The 20070-nt window shown below is 69.5% G+C and carries 21 protein-coding genes and 1 pseudogene; 6 read left to right on the top strand and 16 right to left on the bottom strand.

The genetic code is table 11. From position 1 onward, the window contains the following. Positions 1-212: 212 nt before the first annotated feature. From AC068B_RS19010 to AC068B_RS18965, 10 genes are all read right to left on the bottom strand, one after another. Positions 213-521, bottom strand: coding sequence for a hypothetical protein (locus AC068B_RS19010; protein WP_055570172.1), 309 nt, complete (start codon positions 519-521; stop codon positions 213-215). Positions 522-736: 215 nt separating this feature from the next. Beyond that, positions 737-2314, bottom strand: a complete 1578-nt coding sequence (locus tag AC068B_RS19005; RefSeq protein ID WP_478672695.1) for a hypothetical protein — start codon at positions 2312-2314, stop codon at positions 737-739. Positions 2315-2615: 301 nt separating this feature from the next. Continuing rightward, a complete protein-coding gene (locus tag AC068B_RS19000; RefSeq protein ID WP_478672694.1) occupies positions 2616-3347 on the bottom strand; it encodes a DUF4232 domain-containing protein in 732 nt (243 codons plus the stop codon). Positions 3348-3573: 226 nt separating this feature from the next. Further along, on the bottom strand, positions 3574-4272 hold the full coding sequence (locus tag AC068B_RS18995; RefSeq protein WP_478672693.1) for a hypothetical protein: 699 nt from the start codon (positions 4270-4272) through the stop codon (positions 3574-3576). A 54-nt stretch (positions 4273-4326) separates the two neighbouring features. Further along, positions 4327-5625: a hypothetical protein gene (locus tag AC068B_RS18990; RefSeq protein ID WP_478672692.1), complete on the bottom strand. Its 1299-nt coding sequence runs from the start codon at positions 5623-5625 to the stop codon at positions 4327-4329. Beyond that, entirely contained in the window at positions 5625-6440 is an 816-nt protein-coding gene (locus AC068B_RS18985) for an ATP-binding cassette domain-containing protein (RefSeq protein ID WP_478672690.1), read from the bottom strand. Before AC068B_RS18985 ends, AC068B_RS18990 begins: the two co-directional genes overlap by 1 nt. 469 nt (positions 6441-6909) lie before the next feature. Beyond that, positions 6910-7602 carry a hypothetical protein gene (locus AC068B_RS18980; protein ID WP_478672689.1) on the bottom strand — a complete coding sequence of 231 codons (693 nt, stop codon included), beginning with the start codon at positions 7600-7602 and terminating at the stop codon, positions 6910-6912. Then, on the bottom strand, positions 7599-8207 hold the full coding sequence (locus AC068B_RS18975; protein WP_478672687.1) for a hypothetical protein: 609 nt from the start codon (positions 8205-8207) through the stop codon (positions 7599-7601). Before AC068B_RS18975 ends, AC068B_RS18980 begins: the two co-directional genes overlap by 4 nt. 107 nt (positions 8208-8314) lie before the next feature. Beyond that, on the bottom strand, positions 8315-9544 hold the full coding sequence (locus tag AC068B_RS18970) for a putative T7SS-secreted protein (protein WP_478672686.1): 1230 nt from the start codon (positions 9542-9544) through the stop codon (positions 8315-8317). Continuing rightward, the gene (locus AC068B_RS18965) at positions 9541-9867 is read right to left on the bottom strand and encodes a hypothetical protein (protein ID WP_478672685.1); all 327 of its coding nucleotides are present in this window, start codon (positions 9865-9867) and stop codon (positions 9541-9543) included. Before AC068B_RS18965 ends, AC068B_RS18970 begins: the two co-directional genes overlap by 4 nt. 326 nt (positions 9868-10193) lie before the next feature. Here AC068B_RS18965 and AC068B_RS18960 point away from each other — a divergent pair, with 326 nt between their 5' ends. Next, a complete protein-coding gene (locus AC068B_RS18960; RefSeq protein WP_478672745.1) occupies positions 10194-11204 on the top strand; it encodes a C40 family peptidase in 1011 nt (336 codons plus the stop codon). A 248-nt stretch (positions 11205-11452) separates the two neighbouring features. Continuing rightward, entirely contained in the window at positions 11453-12169 is a 717-nt protein-coding gene (locus AC068B_RS18955) for a phosphatase PAP2 family protein (protein WP_478672683.1), read from the top strand. A gap of 34 nt (positions 12170-12203) precedes the next feature. On the opposite strand, the pseudogene AC068B_RS18950 reads toward AC068B_RS18955, so the two are convergent. The 4 genes and pseudogenes from AC068B_RS18950 to AC068B_RS18935 form a co-directional block, all read right to left on the bottom strand. Next, positions 12204-12674, bottom strand: a pseudogene (locus AC068B_RS18950) (sortase domain-containing protein); the annotation flags it as partial. Between the two features lie 77 nt (positions 12675-12751). Further along, positions 12752-13651, bottom strand: a complete 900-nt coding sequence (locus tag AC068B_RS18945; RefSeq protein WP_478672682.1) for a COG4315 family predicted lipoprotein — start codon at positions 13649-13651, stop codon at positions 12752-12754. 170 nt (positions 13652-13821) lie between these two features. Further along, a complete protein-coding gene (locus tag AC068B_RS18940) occupies positions 13822-15426 on the bottom strand; it encodes an FAD-binding oxidoreductase (protein ID WP_478672681.1) in 1605 nt (534 codons plus the stop codon). An 80-nt stretch (positions 15427-15506) separates the two neighbouring features. Continuing rightward, entirely contained in the window at positions 15507-15662 is a 156-nt protein-coding gene (locus AC068B_RS18935; RefSeq protein WP_478672680.1) for a hypothetical protein, read from the bottom strand. A 128-nt stretch (positions 15663-15790) separates the two neighbouring features. Between AC068B_RS18935 and AC068B_RS18930 the strand changes: the two genes are divergently transcribed. Next, positions 15791-16609, top strand: a complete 819-nt coding sequence (locus tag AC068B_RS18930; RefSeq protein WP_478672678.1) for an SCO4651 family lipoprotein — start codon at positions 15791-15793, stop codon at positions 16607-16609. Positions 16610-16699: 90 nt separating this feature from the next. Next, complete coding sequence (locus AC068B_RS18925) at positions 16700-16882, top strand: hypothetical protein (protein WP_468564186.1); 183 nt, start codon at positions 16700-16702, stop codon at positions 16880-16882. 82 nt (positions 16883-16964) lie between these two features. Here the strand turns inward: AC068B_RS18925 and AC068B_RS18920 are convergent, their stop codons facing one another. After that, positions 16965-17324 carry a metal-sensitive transcriptional regulator gene (locus AC068B_RS18920; protein ID WP_055567144.1) on the bottom strand — a complete coding sequence of 120 codons (360 nt, stop codon included), beginning with the start codon at positions 17322-17324 and terminating at the stop codon, positions 16965-16967. A 203-nt stretch (positions 17325-17527) separates the two neighbouring features. Between AC068B_RS18920 and AC068B_RS18915 the strand changes: the two genes are divergently transcribed. Both AC068B_RS18915 and AC068B_RS18910 read left to right on the top strand, forming a co-directional pair. Continuing rightward, complete coding sequence (locus AC068B_RS18915; protein WP_268772062.1) at positions 17528-18148, top strand: DUF47 domain-containing protein; 621 nt, start codon at positions 17528-17530, stop codon at positions 18146-18148. 9 nt (positions 18149-18157) lie between these two features. Beyond that, a complete protein-coding gene (locus AC068B_RS18910) occupies positions 18158-19156 on the top strand; it encodes an inorganic phosphate transporter (RefSeq protein WP_356266867.1) in 999 nt (332 codons plus the stop codon). A 121-nt stretch (positions 19157-19277) separates the two neighbouring features. Here AC068B_RS18910 and pstB read toward each other — a convergent pair whose 3' ends face one another. Next, a complete protein-coding gene (gene pstB / locus AC068B_RS18905; protein ID WP_356266865.1) occupies positions 19278-20054 on the bottom strand; it encodes a phosphate ABC transporter ATP-binding protein PstB in 777 nt (258 codons plus the stop codon). Positions 20055-20070 lie beyond the last annotated feature (16 nt).

Here is a 20070-nt window from a genome sequence, read left to right as displayed (position 1 = left end):
CCCCCTCAACCTCTCGCTGGACCGTCTCGTAGGACACGTATGACGGTAGCCCTGCTGGTTCCCGCGCGGGCGCGGTGTGGTGACTCGACATCAGGGAGTTGCAACCTCAGCCGGTGGGCACGACGGACGGGTGGGGGAGAGGGGGACAGGGAGAGAGGGGACAAGGGGAGAGGGGACGTGGGGGAGGAACGGCGGAGGTCAGCGTGGGACCGCTAGACCGCCATGCCGTAGACGATGGTGAACAGTGTGCCCAGCGATCCGATGATGAAGACGCCAGTCAGGCCCGCGATGATCAGTCCCTTGCCCTGCTCCGCACTGAACGTGTCACGCAGCGCCGTCGCACCGATGCGCTGCTTCGCCGCGCCCCAGATCGCAATGCCGAGACAGAGGAGGATGGCGATCGCCATCACGACCTCGATCATCACGCGTGCCTCGTTGCCCAGACTCCCGAAGGGACCCCAGTCGGGGGCGATCCCGCCGATGATGGTGGTGATGTCGCCCTTTTCGGCTGCCATAAGCATGTGTAACTCACCGCCCCTAGTGGGTTGTTCTGCCACCTCTGCCCACTCGGTGCAGAGGACAGCTCATTGTCGCCGACAATCGGGCCCGCGCATGTCGCCTTGGCGCCATTCGTTGGCTGACTTCGTACGTTTCCTCGTACGCGAGGTCCGGTGACTCTGTGTATCACGCGGTACGACGCCGGGCAATGACGGCCCGGCGTGCCCCTGACCAGGTGTTAAGTGGGCCCGAGCCCGGCGGTGCCGCGGGTCACGAAGGAGCAGTCGGTGTAACGGTACGAGGTGCTGAGCTTCGCGCCGTCGGCTCGATTGCGTACGGTCGCCCGCTTGTAGAGGAAGTGGTAGTCGCCCGCGGGCAGCCGGAGCGTGGTCCTCGGGTACTGCTTGACCCCGGCCCGGCAGGCGGCGTCGCCCCGGGACCTGGTGGCGTAAATGTGGCATGACGTGCAGTCATCGAGCTTGACGGTGCCGGTGGTGGGGCCGGTGTAGAGGACCTCGAGCGCGCCGGGGCCGAGGTTGGCGACGACGAACTCGACCGTGCCGCCGCCCTCTGAGGCGCGGGCCGGGGGCAGGCGGCGGCCCGCGGCGGGGCGTTCGGCCGCGATCTCCGCGGCGACGGCGATGTCCTCGGCGCGGTCGCGCTTCGCGCTCCCCGGGTACTGCCTGGCGAAGCCCGTCAGCGTCGCGGCGGCCTCGGCGAAGGCGCTGTCCTTGAACTCGTCCACTCCGCAGGCGTAGACGCCGCGCTCCACCGCGCGGTCGGTGGTGTCGCGCAGCGCCTCGGTGTCGACCCGGCCGCTCGGCAGCGCTTCGGCGGTCCGGCTGAGGGCGCGCAGCTCGTCGACGCCGGTGCAGGGGTCGGAGCCCTTGAGCGCGGCCGAACGGGTGTCGATGGCGGCGCGCAGGGCGGGCCCGACCTTCGCTGCCTGGTCCGACTCGGGGAAGGTGCGGAAAAGTTCGCGCAGCGGTTCGTTCGCGTCGGCCTTGCCGAGGGCGGCGGACCCGCACTCGTAGAGGGAAGTGGCCAGGCGGGCGTCGGGCCAGGCGGCGAGCGCGCCGAGGCGGCCCTTGCCGAAGGCCGGGACGGTGTCGGGGATGGTCCGCAGGTGTTCGAGCGGGGCGACGGCGTCGCAGTACCGCCCGGCGGCGTACGGGGCGGCGACGGACTTGTAGTACGCGTCGAGGCTGCCGGGCAGCCGGTCCGCGGCCTTCGACCCCGCGTGGTCCTCGGCAAGACCGCGGTAGAGGCCGAGCGCCTTCTCGTACTGCCGCTCCGCCGTGCCGCCGAAGGCCTGCCCGTTCAGCCCCGCGACGATGCGGTCGGCCTCGTCGAGGCGGCCGAGGAGCATCCGCTCGATCGCCTCGTCGCGCGCGGACTCGTACGCGAGGGATGCGCCGGTCGGCACGGCCAGGAGGGCGACGGCGAGGCCGATGGCGAGGGGCGTCCGCAGTAGCCGGGGGCTTGGGGCGCGGGCGGCCCGGTACGCGCCGTGGGCGGCCGCTAGGAGCAGCAGGGCGGCGTATCCGATGAGTACGCCCCCGGGGACGCCGTCGACGTCGGCGGGCAGCGCGATGAGGAGCAGGGCGGCGGTGGCGGCACAGCAGAGGAGGGCGAGGAGCCGTTGGCGGAGGAGGAGATAGCCGAGGCCGAGGCCGTTGAGGTTGAGGAGGGCGGTGGTGAGGGGGTGGGGGTGGGGGTGAGGGGTGTTGGGTGATGGTGGCGGTGGTGGAACCGGAGGAACCGAAGGGACTGGTGGGAGCGGTGGGAGCGGTGGGGCCGGTGGGATTGGTGGCACTGGTGGGCCGAACTCTCCGGGCTCTCTGGGCTCTCTGGGCTCTCTGGGCTCACCAGGCTCTCCGAGCTCTCCTGGGCGGCGGTCCTCCGGGCCCCGGTCCGGTGCATTCATCGGCGGCTCCCCCCGGCCGTGACGCCGCGCCCTGGACGGCCGCCGCACACAGAGGCCGCATGACGCCCAATTCACCCACCATCGGGGTTCGTTGAGAGCACGTCAATCGGTTGCGGAGGGAGCGTGTGAACCCCTGTGACCAGGGCGTTCTGCCTGGCCACAGGGGTCACTCGGGCACCTCTGCCGAGGATCAGCCCGCGGGGGAGTCGCTCACGACGCCGACCGGGCTGATCGACAGCGGCGGGCCCTCGGAGGGGGCGTCGGGGCTGTCCGCGGGGAGGGAACCGGCGGGCCAGGCGATGGTGACGGTCTTCGTCTCGTTCGGCGGCGTCACCAGGATCTTGGTGACGCGCACACCGGAACCGCCGCTGTTGTTGATCGGGAAGGTGATGTTGAAGGCCGCGGATTCGCCGTCCTTGATGACTCCGGGGACGGCCTTGTCGCCGTTGCGGTTCACGGACAGGGTGTCGCCCGTGGAGGTCTTGAGGTCGACGCCCGCATAGCCGTTGATCGTGCAGTCGCGGCCGCCGCCGTTCTTGAACTGGACGGTGACGACACCCTCCGTCTTGTCGGTGGAGTTGTCGACGGCGCTCACTTCCAGCTCGTCGCTGCGGCAGATGCCGACCTTGCCGTTCTCGTTGGAACCGGTGCCTGCGTCGGTGCCCTGACCGCTGTCGTTGCCGCCGCTCTTGCCCTCACTGCCACCGCTGCTGCCGCTGCTGCCGGAGGAGCCGCCACCGGTCCCCTGGTCCGAGCCGCCGCTCCCGCCGCTCCCGCCGCTGCCACCGGTCGAGGCGCTGGACGCGGAGTCGGGGGCCGCACCGGCGCTGCCGTCGTCGTCACCGTTGCAGGCGGTCAGGCCGAGGGTGCTGATCAGCGCTAGGCCGGCGAGGAGTGTCTTGGTGGCGTGGGCGTGCTTCATGGGGGTCCCCGTGAGGTAGTGAGTGATGGGCCATGCGATGAGGCCGCGCCGTGAGGCTGTGCTGTTCGGCCTGGTGAACAGCGAAGCGGGTGGCGCCGGGGCGGGGCAAGGAGTGCCGGACGATCAGGAACGCTGGAATGCCCAAAGGGGTTCTGACCTGGGGAAACGGTCGTACCCTGGAACGTCCTGATGGGACACGGGGGCAGCCCGGCAGTCCCCCAGCCCCTCAGTTCTGCTCGGCCCGTTCCGCCTGCCGTGGCCCCGCCGTGGCGGAGGCGCACGCGCCGACCACCCACAGCGTCACGGCCACGATCGCGGCCGCGGCGTCGGACGACGGGTGCAGGGACCAGGCCCAAGGCTCGGGGGTGTTGTCGCTGCCGACCCCGAGGAGCAGCGTGGGGCCGAACATGGCGAGGGGCAGCAGCCAGGCGAGGCCGCTACCGAAGAGGCGGGCGCTGAGCATGCCGAGGCCGAGGTAGCCGATGACGTTGCGGGCCGCCGAGACGTAGACCTCGGTCGTGACACCGGCCAGCAGCGGCAGTGCGGTCAGGCCCAGGGCCAGGGCGAGGAGGACCACCAGGTACAGCGCCCGGTGGCGGCTCATCGGCTGGGCCGAGGTCTGTTCCAGGTCGGCCATCGGCGAGAACAGCGTGGTGGCGAGGACCATCGCGTGGGCGAGCGGCACGATTTCGGCGACCGGCACGCTGAAGTCGACCAGGTAGCGGAACTCGGGCACCGCCACGCGCTGCCCCGCGAAGGCGGTCGCCGCCAGGGCCACGAGCAGGGCGACGGCCGCGGCTCGGGGCAGGCCCCGGCAGCGTACGAAGGCGAGGACGGCGCGCAGCCGGGGGTGGCGCAGCAGGCTCGACGTACTCGACGTACTCGACGTATTCGAGGTATTCGACGTGGGGTTTGCGGGGGTCATAGCGGCACGGTCGATTCGCTCAGAGAGGAAGCTCCAGCGACGGAGCCAGGGGCGCTAGGGAAGCTTGGGTACGGGCCTGCACGCGCGGATGTCGGCGGCCGCCGCCTCGATCCACTTGTCCTGCCGCGCGCGAGGCGCGCCGGTGATGCGCTCGAGGGCGCGGCCGAACTCCTCCCCGTAGTACTCGCCGGGCGCCCCGATGCGGGCGCGTACGGCCGCTTCGAACAGGAACGTGTCGGGGTAGCCGCCCGCCGACTTGAGGATGTGCGGTCCGCACTTGGACGACGTCGGCTGGGGGAGCGCCGCCGAGAACATCGCGTCCGTCAGGTCGTCCTGCGTCGCCGCCGGGGACATGAGGGGCAGTTCGGCGGTGGCGCCGGACGGGCGGTGGAGGCCGTCGGCGTAGAAGGCGCGGTTGAGTCCGGACAGGGAGCCGAGCCCGGAGTCGACGGTCCGCAGGGCGGTGCGGGTCCGCGGCAGCAGATGGCGGTCCTCCGGCCACAGGCACGCCTTCGTGCTGCCGCTGGTGACGCAGAGCGGCTGTGCGGGCTGTTCCTTGCGCACCGCCCAGTACGAGTCGGGTACCGGCGTGCGGAAGGCGACGAGGGTGCCGCCCGCGACGAGCGCGACCACCGTGAGCGCGCCGAGCGCGACCGGGCGGGGTGCGAGGGAGGCGCGGCGCCAGAGGGCGGGGAGCGCGGTCAGTGCGAGGCCGAACGCGAGACACCAGGCGACGGCGACCAGCATGCGGGTCGAGTTGGGCTCGAACTCCGAGCTCCAGAACTCGTCTATCGCCGGGAACAGCTTGTCGAGCGGGGTGTCGGGGACGAACGCGACGACGACGAAGAGGCTGTACCAGAAGATCCCCGCGAAGGGCGCGACCACGCGGGAGGGCAGCGCGGAGCCGATGGCGACGCCGACGGCGATCTCCAGGCCCATCATGCCCGCGCCGAGCAGCAGCGGCGCCCACGCGGGGTCGCTGACGTCGCTGACGGACGCGGTCCGCGAGAACGCGACGGCGATCAGTATGGCGTAGGCGAGCAGGGCCCACAGCCAGGCCGCGAGCCAGAGCAGCAGTGCCTGGGACCAGCCGCCGCGGGCGGCGGTGTCGGCCCAGACCCGGGTGCGGTGGCGGAAGGCGCGGCCCGCGCTCCAGGCGGCCGCGGCGCTCATCACGGAGCCCATCACGATCACCGAGAAGAGCTGGACCTGGAGGCTGGTCTGGTTCCACCAGCCGATCCAGTCGCTCTCGCCGGGGCTTTCGGCGGTGAAGTAGTAGATGCCGATGGCGCCCATGAGGGCGGCGCCCCACTTGGCCTCGCCGCGGCGCATCTCGGTCAGCAGTACGCGCATCACCCGGCCACCGCTTCCGTACCGGCGAGATGCAGATACCCGGCTTCCACGGCGCCCCCGTCGATTTCCTTCCCGGCGGCGGTGCGGTCTGAGCCGTCTTCGGAGTTCGGCAGGGCACACAGCTCGGCGACCGTGCCCGTGAAGCGGACCGTGCCCTCCAGGAGGACGGCGACCCGGTCGCACACGTGGGCGACGTCCTCGGCGAGGTGGGTGCTCATCACCACCGCGCACCGGTCGCCCAACTCCTTGATCAGGCTGCGGAATCCGACGCGCTGGGCCGGGTCGAGGCCGACCGTCGGCTCGTCGAGGAGGACCAGGGAGGGCTTGTTGACCATGGCCTGGGCGATGCCGACGCGACGCAGCATGCCGCCGGAGAGGGCGCCCATCCTGGTGTCGGCGTGCTTCTCCATCTGGACCAGGCGCAGCGCCTCGCGGGCCCGGTCGCGCCGCTGGGCCGCGGGGACCTTGCGCAGCCAGGCCGCGTACTCGGTGAATTCCAGGACGGTGAAGCGGGGGTAGAAGCCGAAGGACTGCGGCAGTACCCCGATCTGCTTCCGCAGCCGCTGCACGCGGGCCCGCCCGGGGGTCTCTCCCAGGAGGGTGACGTCGCCGGTCTTCGGTCTGCGGGCGGTGCTCAGCAGGGACAACAGGGTGCTTTTTCCCGCCCCGTTGGGCCCCAGGAGGCCGGTGACCCCGGCGGGGAAGGTGAGGGTGACGTCGTCGAGGGCGGTCGTCGAGCCGTACTGGACGGTGACGCCCGCGACCGCCGCGACCGGCTGGGAGCCGGTCGCGGCGGCGCAGTGGGGAGTACTCACGTGAGTCCTGAGTCCTGAGTTCTGAATCCGAATCAGTTCTGGGCGTTCACGTAACCGTAGGCCCGGCTCCCGGGAATGCCCGGCCCAGGTGGCCTTGGTGTAGTACTTGCCACCCGTGCTGGTGCCCTTGTAGCTGCGGGACGTGTTGGCGATCTTCGGGTCAGGACGGAAGCTCTTGTCCTGGTAGATGTACGCGCTGAACGTACGCGTGTCGTTCACCGGCACATCGCCGCAGGCCTTGGCGTGACCGCTGCTCTTGCCCTTCCAACGGTCACCGTCTTCCTTGCTTCCCCCCGGTGGAGAGGGCGAACGGAAGCCTGCTCCCGCTTGTCTCGGCGGCCACCGCACCCACGGCAGGCACGCTGACGGCAACAGCCGTCGGCGCCCCCACGACCGCGAGCTTGCGCTTCCCCGAGGGGCGGCGATTGGCTTGATATCGGCGATGCGCCGTCAGTCGACGGGCGTTGGTCTACCGGCGGGACAGGCCTGCCTCTGCGAAGGGGTTCTCGAAACTGACGTTCTCGGCGATCTGGTGGAGCAGGCTCCGGTACTCCGAGCGGCGGCTCACGGCGGTGGTGCCCAGCGTCAGCACCACCAGGCGTTTGCCGTCCGGGTGCGGGAGGTGGGCGAACACCTGGAGGACCGGGTCCTGGGGGAGGCCGGACTCGGCAGTCGGGGTGCGTACGAGCTCGCTGAACGAGGCCGGGCCGCAGGGGAGCTCCAAGTACTCGACGTTCGTATGACCTTCAGCGCCGGTTACGGCCCGGGCGGCGGTGACCGCGGGGGCGGCTGCGGCGATGTCTTGCCAGGACAGGGTGAAGAGGGAGAACAGGAGCCGGTTGCTGCTCTCGCCGCTGCTCGCATCCGGTACGTCGTCTCGGTGCAGGCCGATCGAACACCGGGTGGTACCGGTCTCGACGAGGACGGACAACAGCTGCTGACCACGCGCGAGTTCGGCCAGGAAGTGCTGGCGGGCGAGTTCGTCGGGCGCCGCGTCCAGAATCGGTGCGATGGCGTCGCGCAGTGCTTGGGTTTCGGCGGAGTCGCTCGGATTCAACAGCGCACGGAAGGGGATCGTGGTGAAGCCTGCGGGCTGGGCGAACCAGATGTCGGCCTCGGGGTCGTGAGCCGATTCGTCGATAATGAACTTGGGTGTGGTCACAGGGACTTCTCTTTCGACCTGCGCGGATCGGTCTCCGGGGCGAACCCGGCGCGCCGACCGCGTTCCACGTCGTCAGCCGATGCTCTCCATTCCGTGGTGAGAGCGTGCTCCGAATTCGCCAGACCCTGGCGGAGAATCTTGCTCCGGCGAGGTGCTCGGCCGTTTGGTGAAGGTGTGGCAATGAGGCCGATCATGCGAGGGTCGCCGGCGAACCAGACCGTCTGGATCTCTGCCTTCAGCTGCGGCTTGGCGCGGGGTGCCATTCTGCGGTGCCACCAGCCCACGCGGAGGTGGTTGGAGAAGACGAGCGGGAGTCGCTGACGCTCATCGGCGGGGTTCGGGAACTCGAACCATCCGAACTGATCGCCCAGAATGTCGGGATACTGTCCCAGGCCGTGTGGAACGTCGCTGTGTACTTGCCACGGGTATGCACGCAAGACGCGGAGTTCGCGCATGGCGGCCGGGAAGTACCCGAAGACCTGGACGAACAGTCGCCAAGCTCCGTAGGCGGAATAGGGAATGAGGATCCACAGAAGCCAGCGTGTCTCGGAAGACAGGGCGAGCAGCAGGATCCATACACCGATCCACGCGATGAGTCCGGCCACGTTCTTGACCATGAGCAGGGACCAGGCCCGTCGCGTGGGCGGATGGTGCCACGCCGTGGGGTAGTCGGCAGGATTCATTGGGCGCGCCTCTTTCTGGAACAGCTGGGTTAGGGGAAGGCGAAACGTGCGATGGCCGGGATTCCCGGCAAGTCGATCAGGAGACGCCCGCCATCGACCTTGGTAGACGCTTCGGACCTGCCCTCGTCGTCATCGGCCATCCCGTATACAGATGTCACGAGGCCCATGGCGCCTGAGGTGACCCCCACGTTCGTGGCCGCCCTCTCGCTGGTGACCACTGCGTCGACCAAGGGGTTCGCCAGTCCGCCGACGGCCTTGGCGGCATCCCATGTGTGGGTGCCGTAGGTGGCAAGTTTCTGTCCGAGACCCATCGCCCCAGTGCCCGCCCGCACTGCTTGAGTGGCAGTGCGGCCGCCCTTGACGACAGCTCCGAGCCCGGGCACCACCCCTACGGCGTCGGCTCCGACGGAAACCAGGTTGCTGAAGAAGTCGGCGTCGAACTCCCCCTTCGTGAAGCCGTCCATCAGCGACTCCAGAACAATGGGATCGGCAATCCGGGTTCCGAGCGCCGCGAGGCTTGTGGCTGATGCCGCCAACATCAGTGCTGCGGCCACCCCGACGCCCAATGGGCCGGACAGGATGATGGCCGCCAGCGCAAGAACTCCGGCAATGGCGCTGAGAATGTCCGGAAGGTTCTCCTTGATCCAATCCCAGGTCTTCTCGAGCCAGCCGGGCTCATGCGGCGCCAGCTTGTCCGTCGCGTCGCGAATCATTTCCGCGCGGTACTTCGACCGCTCGCTGTGCTCGTGCTGCAGGCCCCGGGCCTTGCCCAGGATTCGGTCGAGTTCTGCCTGTGCGTCTTCGACCTTGCCGTCGGCGAGCTTCTGGGCCTTCTTCGCGTCGTCCTGCTTGCTGCCCTTCTTGTCCAGGCCGGGATCATTGCCGACGGTGTCGGCATGGCCCTTCGCAGCCTTCAAGGCGTCCCGGGCGTCCTTGGCCTTGCCGTCCAGTCCCTTTGCCCGCCGCTGGAAGTCGTCCAGGTCGTTCTCCCAGCGCTTCAGCTGCTTGGCGGCCTTCTCGATGGAGTGCGCGGCATTCTGCAGATTGAGGGAGAGCGGTCCGTCTTCGATGGTCTCGCGAAAGGCGACGGCCGCGTCCCCCTCCCAGTAGCTGCCGTCCATCAGCTTCGTGACGACCTTCCGGGTGTCGCGAAGGACGGTGGCGCAGCCATCCAGCTTCTTGTACAGCGCCTTGACGGTGTCGCAGTCTCCAGGGGTCGGGTCGAAGCCGAGGCCCGGATAGGTGGCGGCACTCGTCACTTCGGGACCTCCACGACGTCGTCCTTGGTCTTTCCGGCCTTCTTCATCGCCTTCGTGAGGGCTTCCTCGACTTCCATGAAGGCGTTCTTGTTCTGCTCGATGATCTTGCTCAGGTCCTCCGTCTGTTCCCCGATCTGCTCCGCGCCGTACTTCCAGTCCGCCTGGAAGTCTTCGCAGGCGTTGTCGAGGTCCTCCGTGCCCAGTCCGCCGACGGTCGCGTCGGACAGGGCGCTGCGCAGGCCCTTCAGGGACGTGACCGACCCGTCGAGCAACTTCATGAAGTTTTCGAGCTCGACCGCGTCGACTCTCAGCTTCTCGGCCATTCCTGCTCCTGGTTCGCGTCCGCGATCTTCATTGCTGCCCTCGGGGCCTCGTGGGCGGCGAGAGATACCGTCCAGGGCCCTGTTCCTGCGGGGCTGGGGGTTCGCTGGGGTGAACCAAGCTATCCATGGGGGATGGTTGATACCAGCGGCACGTTTATGGAGCGGCGTCCCATATCGGTGCATGCGGGATGTATCTGATCATCCCCTGGAGAGCGCCCTGGTTCCCGAGGTTCTCGACCTTTCTCGGGCAAGGGCACCTGTCACCGTCAGACGTGACCTCTACACTTAGCGCCGGTGGACTACCGGCGGGTGAGGGGTGGTTGACGGTGCGTAAGGCGTGGCTGGTCGCTGCCGTGGGGATCGGTGGTGCTCTCAGCTTCATCGCGCTGCTCGTCGTCGGGACGTACATGGCCGCGGGAAGCCTTGCCAACGGGGTGGGGGGCGGGTCCGTGGGGCTCGCCAAGGGGGCCGTGCCGGCCACCTATCAGCCCCTCGTGCAGAAGTGGGGCAACCTCTGCAAGGCCATCAACCCCGCGCTGCTCGCCGCCCAGCTCTACCAGGAGAGCGGGTTCAATCCGCGGGCCAAGAGCCCGGCCAAGGCGTTGGGCATAGCGCAGTTCATCCCGGGGACCTGGGCGGCGCACGGTGTGGACGGGGACGGCGACGGGGACCGGGACGTGTGGGACCCGGAGGATGCGATTCCGTCGGCTGCCTCGTACGACTGCAAGCTCGCCGGGTACGTGAAGGACGCGCCCGGCAACCCGACGAAGAACATGCTCGCCGCGTACAACGCGGGGGCGTACGCCGTCATCAAGTACGGCGGCGTGCCGCCCTACAGCGAGACGCAGAACTACGTGAAGACCATCACCGACCTGTCCAAGAGCTTCGCCCGGCCCGTCGGCCGCGTGGCGCCCTCGCAGCAGGCGGCCGGAGCCATCTACTTCTCGCAGAAGAAGCTCGGCACCCCCTACCTGTGGGGCGGCAACGGCACCGCGGACCAGGGCGGCCGCTTCGACTGCTCCGGGCTCACCCTCGCCGCGTACCGCTCCGTCGGCATCACGCTGCCGCGCGTCGCCAACGACCAGTACAACGCGGGACCGCACCCCAAGAGGGACGAACTCCTCCCGGGCGACCTGGTCTTCTTCTCGGACGACCTGACCAATTCCCGCACCATCCGGCACGTCGGGATCTACGTCGGCGGGGGCTACATGATCGACGCCCCGCGGACCGGCGCCGTGATCCGGTTCGACCCGATCGACACTCCTGACTATTTTGGCGCGACTCGTGTCACCGAGGACGGGGCCAAGGCCCTGCCCGCCAAGCCGACAGAGGTCTGAGGGCCGTCGGTGCGGGTGGGATCTGCGGGGCGCGCGTGGTGTGATGTGGCTTGAACTCTCCGTTAGGACACTCCTCTGAGCTGCAGCGATGTATCTCTCTTCGATAACGTCTGAGTGATCTTTCGGTGGAGGGTGGAACGTATGACGGGGGACAGGGCGTTCCCTTGACTGGACCGACCACGGGGGTTGATGGAGCGGGCGCACCGCACAGTGCGCCCCTGGGCTAGGAGACAAGGGGCCGCAGCGCCATGGCTGGACTCGATGAATCCGGGTCGAACCCCGACGTCGGCCTGCTCTACGACATCAACGGCCTGGCGAAGGACTCCCCGTCCTGGTTCGACAGCGCCATGGCGTTCGTCGGGGAGTACGGCCTGTTGCTCGCCCTCGTGCTCCTCGTCGTGTGGTGCTGGTGGGGCCAGCGCAAGCGCGGCACCCTCGACGACGCCGCCTCGTCGGTCGCCGCCGTCGTCTGGGCACCGCTCGCCGCGGGCATCGCCGTCCTGATCAACGTCCCCATCCGCAGCTTCGTCGAACGGCCGCGCCCGTTCCGCGTCCACCGCGGTGTCGAGCTCCTCGTGGACGGCAAGAACGACTACTCCTTCGTCAGCGACCACGCGACCCTCGCCATGGCCATCGGCGCCGGACTCTTCGTCGCCAACCGGAAGTTCGGGCTCGTCGGCCTCGGCCTCGCCGTCCTCGAAGGCTTCTGCCGCGTCTTCATGGGCGTGCACTATCCGACCGACGTCGTCGGCGGCTTCGCGCTCGGCACCGCCGTCGCCCTGCTCCTGTCGCCGCTCGCCATGGCCCTGCTCACGCCGCTCACCAAGATGATCGGGCGCTCCGGTCGCGCGGGGTGGCTGGTGTGGGACCGGAAAGTCGGCCCTGTCGCGGCGCCGCTGACCGGGACGGCGACACAGTCGGGCGCTGCGTCGGCAGATCCGGACGAGCGGGACCTCGCCGCGTAACGCCACTTCCGGCCACGGCCACGCGCGCGGCGCTCACGACCACGTTCGAGTCCCAGTGGCCGTCCCTGCCGACGCGGCCGCCGCAGGTGAGCAGGCGCAGCTGGGAGCCGATCGCGGGCGCGTAGACCGTGGCGGTGGGGAAGTCCGCCGTGCGGTACGTGGCGACCGCCGTGACATTGAACGTCGTACGTCGCCCTGCCGCCGTCGTCGTCTCGATCCGGTCGCCGGGGCGCAGCCGGTCGAGGTGGGCGAAGACCGCGTCCCTGTAGTGCCGGTTGCTCCGCTCGCTTGGGGCGTCGCGGTGGCCCACCAGGACCGCGGGGCCCCGGGCTCCCGGGCGGGGGCCCCGCGTGTACCAGCCGACCTTCATGGCGTCCCGGAACGACGGCACCTCCAGGGCGCCCTGCCGGTCCAGGCCGACCGGCAGCAGATCCGCGTCCACGCCGATCGCGGCGATGCGGATACGGCCCTCCAGGGCCCGTCCTGAGGGCGGCCCGTCGCCCACCGGGGGCGCGGTGGCGAGCAGCGCGGCCGCGGCGAGCAGCAGGGGGGCCGCCGTGCGGCGCAAGCGCAGGGGGCGGTTCAGTGGTGGTCCGTGCCGGAGCGGGGGCTGGGGCTGGTGTTGGGGCCGGGGCCGGGGCCGGGGCCGTGCGCCTTGCGGCGGCGCAGGAGCCAGACGCCTATGCCTGCCGCGGCGCCGGTGACCGCCGCTGAGGCGAACGTCAGGGGGCCCGCCTCGGGGTGCTCGGCCTCGGCCGTGACATGCGTGGCACCGCCCCTGGCCGCGCCCGAGGGGGTGGCCTCCAGGGCGCCGATGTTCGTGGAGGGTGTGCTCGGCATGGGGGACACCGGTGACGCGGTGGCCGAGGCGTTGGCGGACATGTTCGAGTGCGGGGACTCGGACGTCTCCGCGGATGCGGATGCGGATGCGATTGCGGATGTGGACGAGGTCTCAGGGGTCGCCGACGGGTCCGTGGAGTTCGTGGGGTCGGCGTCGGATTCGGTGTCGGAGTCGGACCCCGTGCCCCCGCCCAGTTCCTTGCCGTCCGCGCCAAGCAGGCTCCAGCCCTCGACGTCCTGGCCCTTCGGGTCCTGCCCCTTCTCGTCGTCCTTGAAGTAGTAGAGGGGGCGGGTCTCGTAGATGACCTGGGGCATGTCCGCGTCCGGCGCGTTGTCCTCGGTCTGGGCGGTCTGGCCCGTGACGTCGTCCGCCTTGGTCGGGTAGCCGATCGCGGCAGGCCACTCGGTGGCGCACTCCCCGGTGCAGTCGGGGGTGTCCGCCTCATCGGCGTCGCGCGTGTAGAGCGGGTTGCCCTCCTTGTCGGCGAGGGCCCTGCCCTTCGGGGTGTCGACGAGGGTCAGCTCGCCCGGCTCTGCGGGCTTGTCCAGGGCGACGGCCGGACCCGCCAGGGCGAGGACGGCAGCGGCGGCCGCCGTCGCCGTGACGGCGGCTATTCGAGGCGTGCTGCGGGGTGGGGTCATGCCCTCAGGCCACCCGTGTCCAGCGGGGTGGGCCACCTGGGGGCGTGTCGGGCGGGGCCGAACGGGTTGCGGTGCCCGCCGGGCGGGTGACGGGCCCGCCATGACAGCGCCACGGCAGCCACGGCAGTGCCACGGGCTCAGAACTGGCTCAGAACGGGCTCAGAACCGGCTCAGAGGGCCTGCGGGAAGTCGAAGAAGCGGGACGGGTCGTACTGCTTCTTGAGCTTCTTCAGCCGCGGCGCCGCAGCCCCGTAGTACGCCTCGCGCCAGTTCGTCAGCGTCGAGTCGGCGTAGTTCTGGTAGGCGGCGCCGGACGCGTAACGGCCCATGGACCCGTGCGCCTTCTTCAGCCACGCCCTGGCGCCCGAGCCCGACGTGCCCGCGCGCCACGACGCGATGTACTGCGCCAGCATCCGCGAGCGGCGGTGCACGAAGGCCGTCGCCGTCGGGTCGACGCGGTTGATCGCGCCGCCGAGCGCGGTGAGCGCGATGCTGCCCCCGCTCGCGCCGGTCACGTTCTCGATCTGCGACAGCAGCGTGCGGATGCCCGCCGCCGAGAGCGAACGGTCGAAGAAGTCCGAACTCGCCGCGTACGTCTCGCGCTTGAGGGCGCCCTGCGGGCTGCGGCCCGGCGTCGTGCCGGGCAGGTGGCACTGGGCGTCGGAGGCGAAGGACGAGCAGCCCGCGTACACCTCCATCGACTCCTCGTACGTACGCCGCTTCAGGGAGACGCTGCGGGCCGGTGCGCCGATCTTGTCGGCGAGGCGGTCGACGGCGTTCTGCAGCTCGCCGTACGTCCCGAGGGAGAAGCAGGCGACGGACACGGTCGGGGTGCCGCCCGGGGTGTTCGCCAGGTGCGCGGACGACCAGATCTCGTCCGGCTGGCCGGGGCCCCACTCCTGCCAGGCCTTGATGACAGCGGCCGCCTTCGACCAGGGCCAGGTCATGTAGGCGGAGACGCCCTGCGGCGCGGCGTGCGTGCGGTAGGTGAGCTCGGTGACGATGCCGAAGTTGCCGTTGCCCGCGCCGCGCAGCGCCCAGAACAGGTCCTTGTTCTCGGACTTGGAGGCGGTGAGCTGCTTGCCGTCCGCCGTGATGAGCGTGGCGGAGGTGAGGCTGTCGCAGGTCAGGCCGTACGCCCGGGAGACCACGCCGTGGCCGCCGCCGAGGGTCAGCCCGGATATGCCGACGGTCGGGCACGATCCCGCGGGGATGGTGACGCCCTTCGCCGCGAGCGAGCGGTAGACGTCGATGAGCTTGGCGCCGCCGCCGATGGTGGCGGAGCTGCCGCTTGAACGTATCTTGCTCAGCTTCGACACGTCGATGATCAGCCGTCCGTTGCCGGAGGACCAACCCGCGTAGGAATGACCGCCGTTGCGGATCGCGACCTTGGAGCTGTGGGCGCGGGCGTACGCGAGGGCGGTGCGGATGTCGTCCGGGTGCGCGACGTAGGCGACGGCCGTGGGCTTCAGGTCGTCGTAGCGCGTGTTGTACAGCTGGCGGGCCGCCGCCCACTTGGCCTGGCCGGGCTGGACGAGAGTGCCGTCCAGGTCACGGGCGAGGGCCTTGAGGTTGGCGGGGGAGGAGGACGCGGCACTGGAGGTCCTGATCGGGGTGCCGCCGCCGCGGGACGCGGTGGTGCCGGTGCTGCTTCCCGTGCCGGAGCCGGTGCTCGTACTGGTGCCGCTGCCGCCCGAACCGCCGCTGGTGCAGCCCGCGACCGTCGCCGCGGCCAGTGTGGCCGCCGTTGTGCCGATGAACGTACGTCGTTCCATGACGCCTCCCGTTGCTTCCCGAGAACGAGACGGTGTGAGGGGCGCCGGGGTTCCGTATGGGCGAGGGTCGGGGGCGGGGTTCAAGGGGACGCCTCGTGTTCTGTCGCGTCCGTGCGGGCCTTGCTGCGGGCCCGTCTGGCCGGGCCGCGCCACCCGCAGGTGCAGTGGGCCGTGGTGAAGCGGCCCTTCTCCACCGTCGTCGTGCGATGGGCTGAGGGGACTTGCTGATCGGCCACGCGGTCACCGTACCGACCCCGGGTGAACGGCCGCCCGCGTGACGGGTCAACGTACCGGTCGTTAGGGGAACGACGGGGAAAGACGGGGGACGGCGCAGGCGCGGGAAACGCTTGGGGGTAGACAGGCGATGGTGCATCGGCACAGGCGCACGGGCGGAGCGGTCGTCGCGGCCGCGGCGGTCGGACTGATGGCCGTCACCTCCGGGTGTTCGCACACCGGCGCCGCCGCCGACGGCAATGGCGCGGGCGACCCCGCCGACGTGGTGCGCAAGGCCGCGGACTCCCTGGTCAGGTCGGGCAGTTCGCAGGCGTCGACCTCCATGGAGATGGCCAGCGGCGGTACGCGCGTGACCATCCGAGGCAAGGGTGTCTACGACTTCGGGCGGCAGCGGGGGCGGTTCAAGGTGATGCTGCCGCCGGATCCCGCGGGCGCCGACGAGCACCGGCCCATCACCGAGCTGATGACCGCGGGAGCGCTGTACATGAAGAACCGGGGGGCCGGGGTGCCCTCCGACAAGTGGGTGCGGATCGAGACACGTTCGCTCTCCGACGGCAACCTCGTCACCGGTGGCGCCACGGATCCCCTCGCTGCGGCGGAGCTGCTGCGCGGGGCGAGGAAGGTGGGGTACGTGGGAGAGGAGCGGGTCGGTGGGGTGGAGGTGCGGCACTATCGCGGTGTCGTGGACCTGCGTGCCGCGGCGCGGGCGGCTTCCGCAGGTCAGCGCGGTCCGCTCGGGGTGGCGGCGGCGAAAGGGTTCAGCAGGGGCCGCGTGCCCTTCGACGTCTTCCTCGACGAGCGGGGGCGGGTGCGGAAGCTGCGGCAGCGGTTCGCCGTGGCCGACGCGAACGTGGCGTCGACCACGTTGCTCTATGACTTCGGAGTGCCTGCGAAGGTACGACTTCCGGCCGAGAAGGACATCTTTGCCGGGAAGATTGCCGGGCAGTAGTCGCCTACGACTGGTGGAAATGGTCCGTCCGTGCCATGCGCGGTGCGTAGACCGCTCCCTACCCTAGGAAGTCGGCATCAGGAAGAGGTGATGAACGTGGCTCCGATGCGTGGCGGTACGGCGGTTCAGGACCACGTCGCCCTCGCCGAGATCGAACTGTGCGGCGAGCTCATCATTGCGGCGAGTGCGGCGGCCGAGCGGTTGAGCTTCGACCGCATCGACGAGGTCCTCCAGGTCTCCGACGGGCGGGACCCCGGCGACGACTTGCCGTGACGGCGTCCCCCGGGAGCGGTCCCCCGGGAGCGGTCCCCCGGGAGCGGTCCCCCGGGGAGCGGTCCCCCCTCTGGCGGGAGCGTCACGTTCGCATCATGCGGGCGATCGCCTTCGTCGCCTCCTCGACCTTCGCGTCGATCTCCGTGCCGCCCTTCACCGCCGCGTCGGCCACGCAGTGGCGCAGGTGCTCCTCCAGGAGCTGGAGGGCGAAGGACTGGAGGGCCTTTGTGCTCGCCGAGACCTGGGTAAGTATGTCGATGCAGTAGACGTCTTCCTCGACCATGCGCTGCAGGCCGCGGATCTGGCCCTCGATGCGGCGCAGGCGCTTGAGGTGCTCGTCCTTCTGCTTGTGGTAGCCGTGCACTCCGCGGTCGTGGTCGGAGGGCGCTTCGGGCGCCCCCGGGGTCGGCACGGCCGCGTCGGCCGCCTCGGTGGTCGTCATGACGTCCTCCTCCTGTACTTCCGGGCTTCTTCTGTATTTCTGCAGATCCATATACCCCCGGTGGGTATATGATAGCCGATTTCTCGGGGGGTGTGCTGATCACTGTGCCTGATGGGCGACACTGGGGGGCGGCCGGTTAGCCGTGGCCGGATGATGCGCCTAGCATCAGCCTGACCGCATCCAAAGCACCCCGAGGACCCCACGTGCGCTTTCGTCTGACCCCCAGGGAGACGAGCTTCTACGACATGTTCGCCGCATCCGCGGACAACATCGTCACGGGCTCGAAGCTCCTGATGGAACTGCTCGGAGCGGACTCTTCCGCACGGGCCGAGATCGCAGAGCGTATGCGGGCCGCGGAACACGCGGGAGACGACGCGACGCATGCGATCTTCCACCAGCTGAACTCCTCGTTCATCACGCCGTTCGACCGTGAGGACATCTACAACCTCGCGTCGTCCCTCGACGACATCATGGACTTCATGGAGGAGGCCGTCGACCTGGTCGTCCTGTACCAGGTCGAGGAACTCCCCAAGGGCGTCGAGCAGCAGATCGAGGTGCTCGCGCGAGCCGCCGAGCTCACCGCGGAGGCCATGCCCAATCTGCGGACGATGGCCAACCTCACCGAGTACTGGATCGAGGTCAACCGCCTGGAGAACCAGGCCGACCAGATCCACCGCAAGCTCCTGGCCCAGCTCTTCAATGGCAAGTACGACGCCATGGAGGTGCTGAAGCTCAAGCAGATCGTGGATGTGCTGGAAGAGGCCGCCGACGCCTTCGAGCACGTGGCGAACACTGTGGAGACCATCGCGGTCAAGGAGTCCTGAGGCCTCGCCATGGACACCTTTGCTTTGATCGTGACGATCGGCGTCGCGCTCGGATTTACGTATACGAACGGCTTTCACGACTCCGCGAACGCCATCGCCACCTCCGTCTCCACGCGTGCGCTGACGCCTCGCGCGGCGCTCGCGATGGCCGCGGTGATGAACCTCGCCGGTGCCTTCATGGGCAGCGGGGTCGCCAAGACCGTGAGCGAGGGGATCATCGAGACCCCGCACGGCGACAAGGGGATGTGGATCCTCTTCGCGGCGCTCATCGGCGCCATCGTGTGGAACCTCATCACCTGGTACTTCGGGCTGCCCTCGTCCTCGTCGCACGCACTGTTCGGCGGCATGGTCGGCGCGGCGCTCGCCGGTGGCATCGGGGTCATCTGGTCCGGCGTCATCGACAAGATCGTCATCCCGATGTTCCTGTCGCCGGTGATCGGCCTCGTCGCCGGTTATCTGGTGATGTGCGCGATCATGTGGATGTTCCGCAAGTCCAACCCGCACAAGGCCAAGCGGGGCTTCCGCATCGCGCAGACGGTGTCGGCGGCCGGTATGGCCCTCGGTCACGGTCTGCAGGACGCGCAGAAGACGATGGGCATCGTGGTGATGGCGCTCGTCATCTCCGACGTGCAGAGCGCCGACGCGCCCATTCCGATCTGGGTCAAGATCGCCTGTGCGCTGATGCTCTCGGCCGGTACGTACGCGGGCGGCTGGCGCATCATGCGGACCCTCGGCCGCAAGATCATCGAGCTGGACCCGCCGCAGGGCTTCGCGGCCGAGACGACCGGCGCGGGCATCATGTTCACCACGGCGTTCATGTTCCACGCGCCGATCTCGACGACCCACGTCATCACGTCCGCGATCATGGGCGTGGGCGCGACCAAGCGGGTCAACGCGGTGCGGTGGGGCGTGGCCAAGAACATCATCCTGGGCTGGTTCATCACGATGCCTGCGGCCGCGATCGTGGCCGCGGTCAGCTTCTGGATCGTGAACCTCGCCTTCTTGTAAGGCGTAGGCAACTCCGTACGCACATGGAAGGGCCCGCCCCCCGGGAGCCAGGGGGCGGGCCCTTCTTGGTGTCCCTGCGGTGGCACCGCCATGCAGCACCGCGGGGAGTCTGGCGGACGGCTCAGCCGAAGCGGCCCGAGATGTAGTCCTCGGTGGCCTGCACCGACGGGTTGGAGAAGATCCGCTCGGTGTCGTCGATCTCGACGAGCTTGCCGGGCTGGCCGACGGCGGCGAGGTTGAAGAAGGCGGTGCGGTCCGAGACGCGGGCCGCCTGCTGCATGTTGTGCGTCACGATGACGATCGTGAAGCGCTCCTTCAGCTCGCCGATCAGGTCCTCGATCGCGAGGGTCGAGATCGGGTCGAGGGCCGAGCACGGCTCGTCCATGAGGAGCACCTGCGGCTCCACCGCGATCGCCCGCGCGATGCACAGCCGCTGCTGCTGGCCGCCGGAGAGGCCGGAGCCGGGCTTGTTGAGGCGGTCCTTGACCTCGTTCCAGAGGTTCGCGCCCTTGAGGGACTTCTCGACGACGTCGTTGAGCTCGGACTTCTTGTACGAGCCGTTGAGCTTCAGGCCAGCCGCGACGTTGTCGAAGATCGACATCGTGGGGAAGGGGTTCGGGCGCTGGAAGACCATGCCGATCGTGCGGCGGACGGCCACCGGGTCCACGCCGTGGCCGTACAGGTCCTCGTCGTCCAGCAGGACCTTGCCCTCGACACGGCCGCCGGAGGTGACCTCGTGCATGCGGTTCAGGGTGCGCAGGAACGTGGACTTGCCGCAGCCGGACGGGCCGATGAAGGCCGTCACGGAGCGGGGCTCCACGGTCATGGAGATGTCGTCGATCGCCTTGTGGGAGCCGTAGAAGGCGGTCAGGCCCGATACGTCGATTCGCTTGGCCATGGGATCACTGCTTTCG

It is taken from the genome of Streptomyces sp. NPDC042371 (assembly GCF_056437465.1).
The sequence above is the reverse complement of the archived record's forward strand: the minus strand, read 5'-3'. Positions and strand labels throughout refer to the sequence as shown.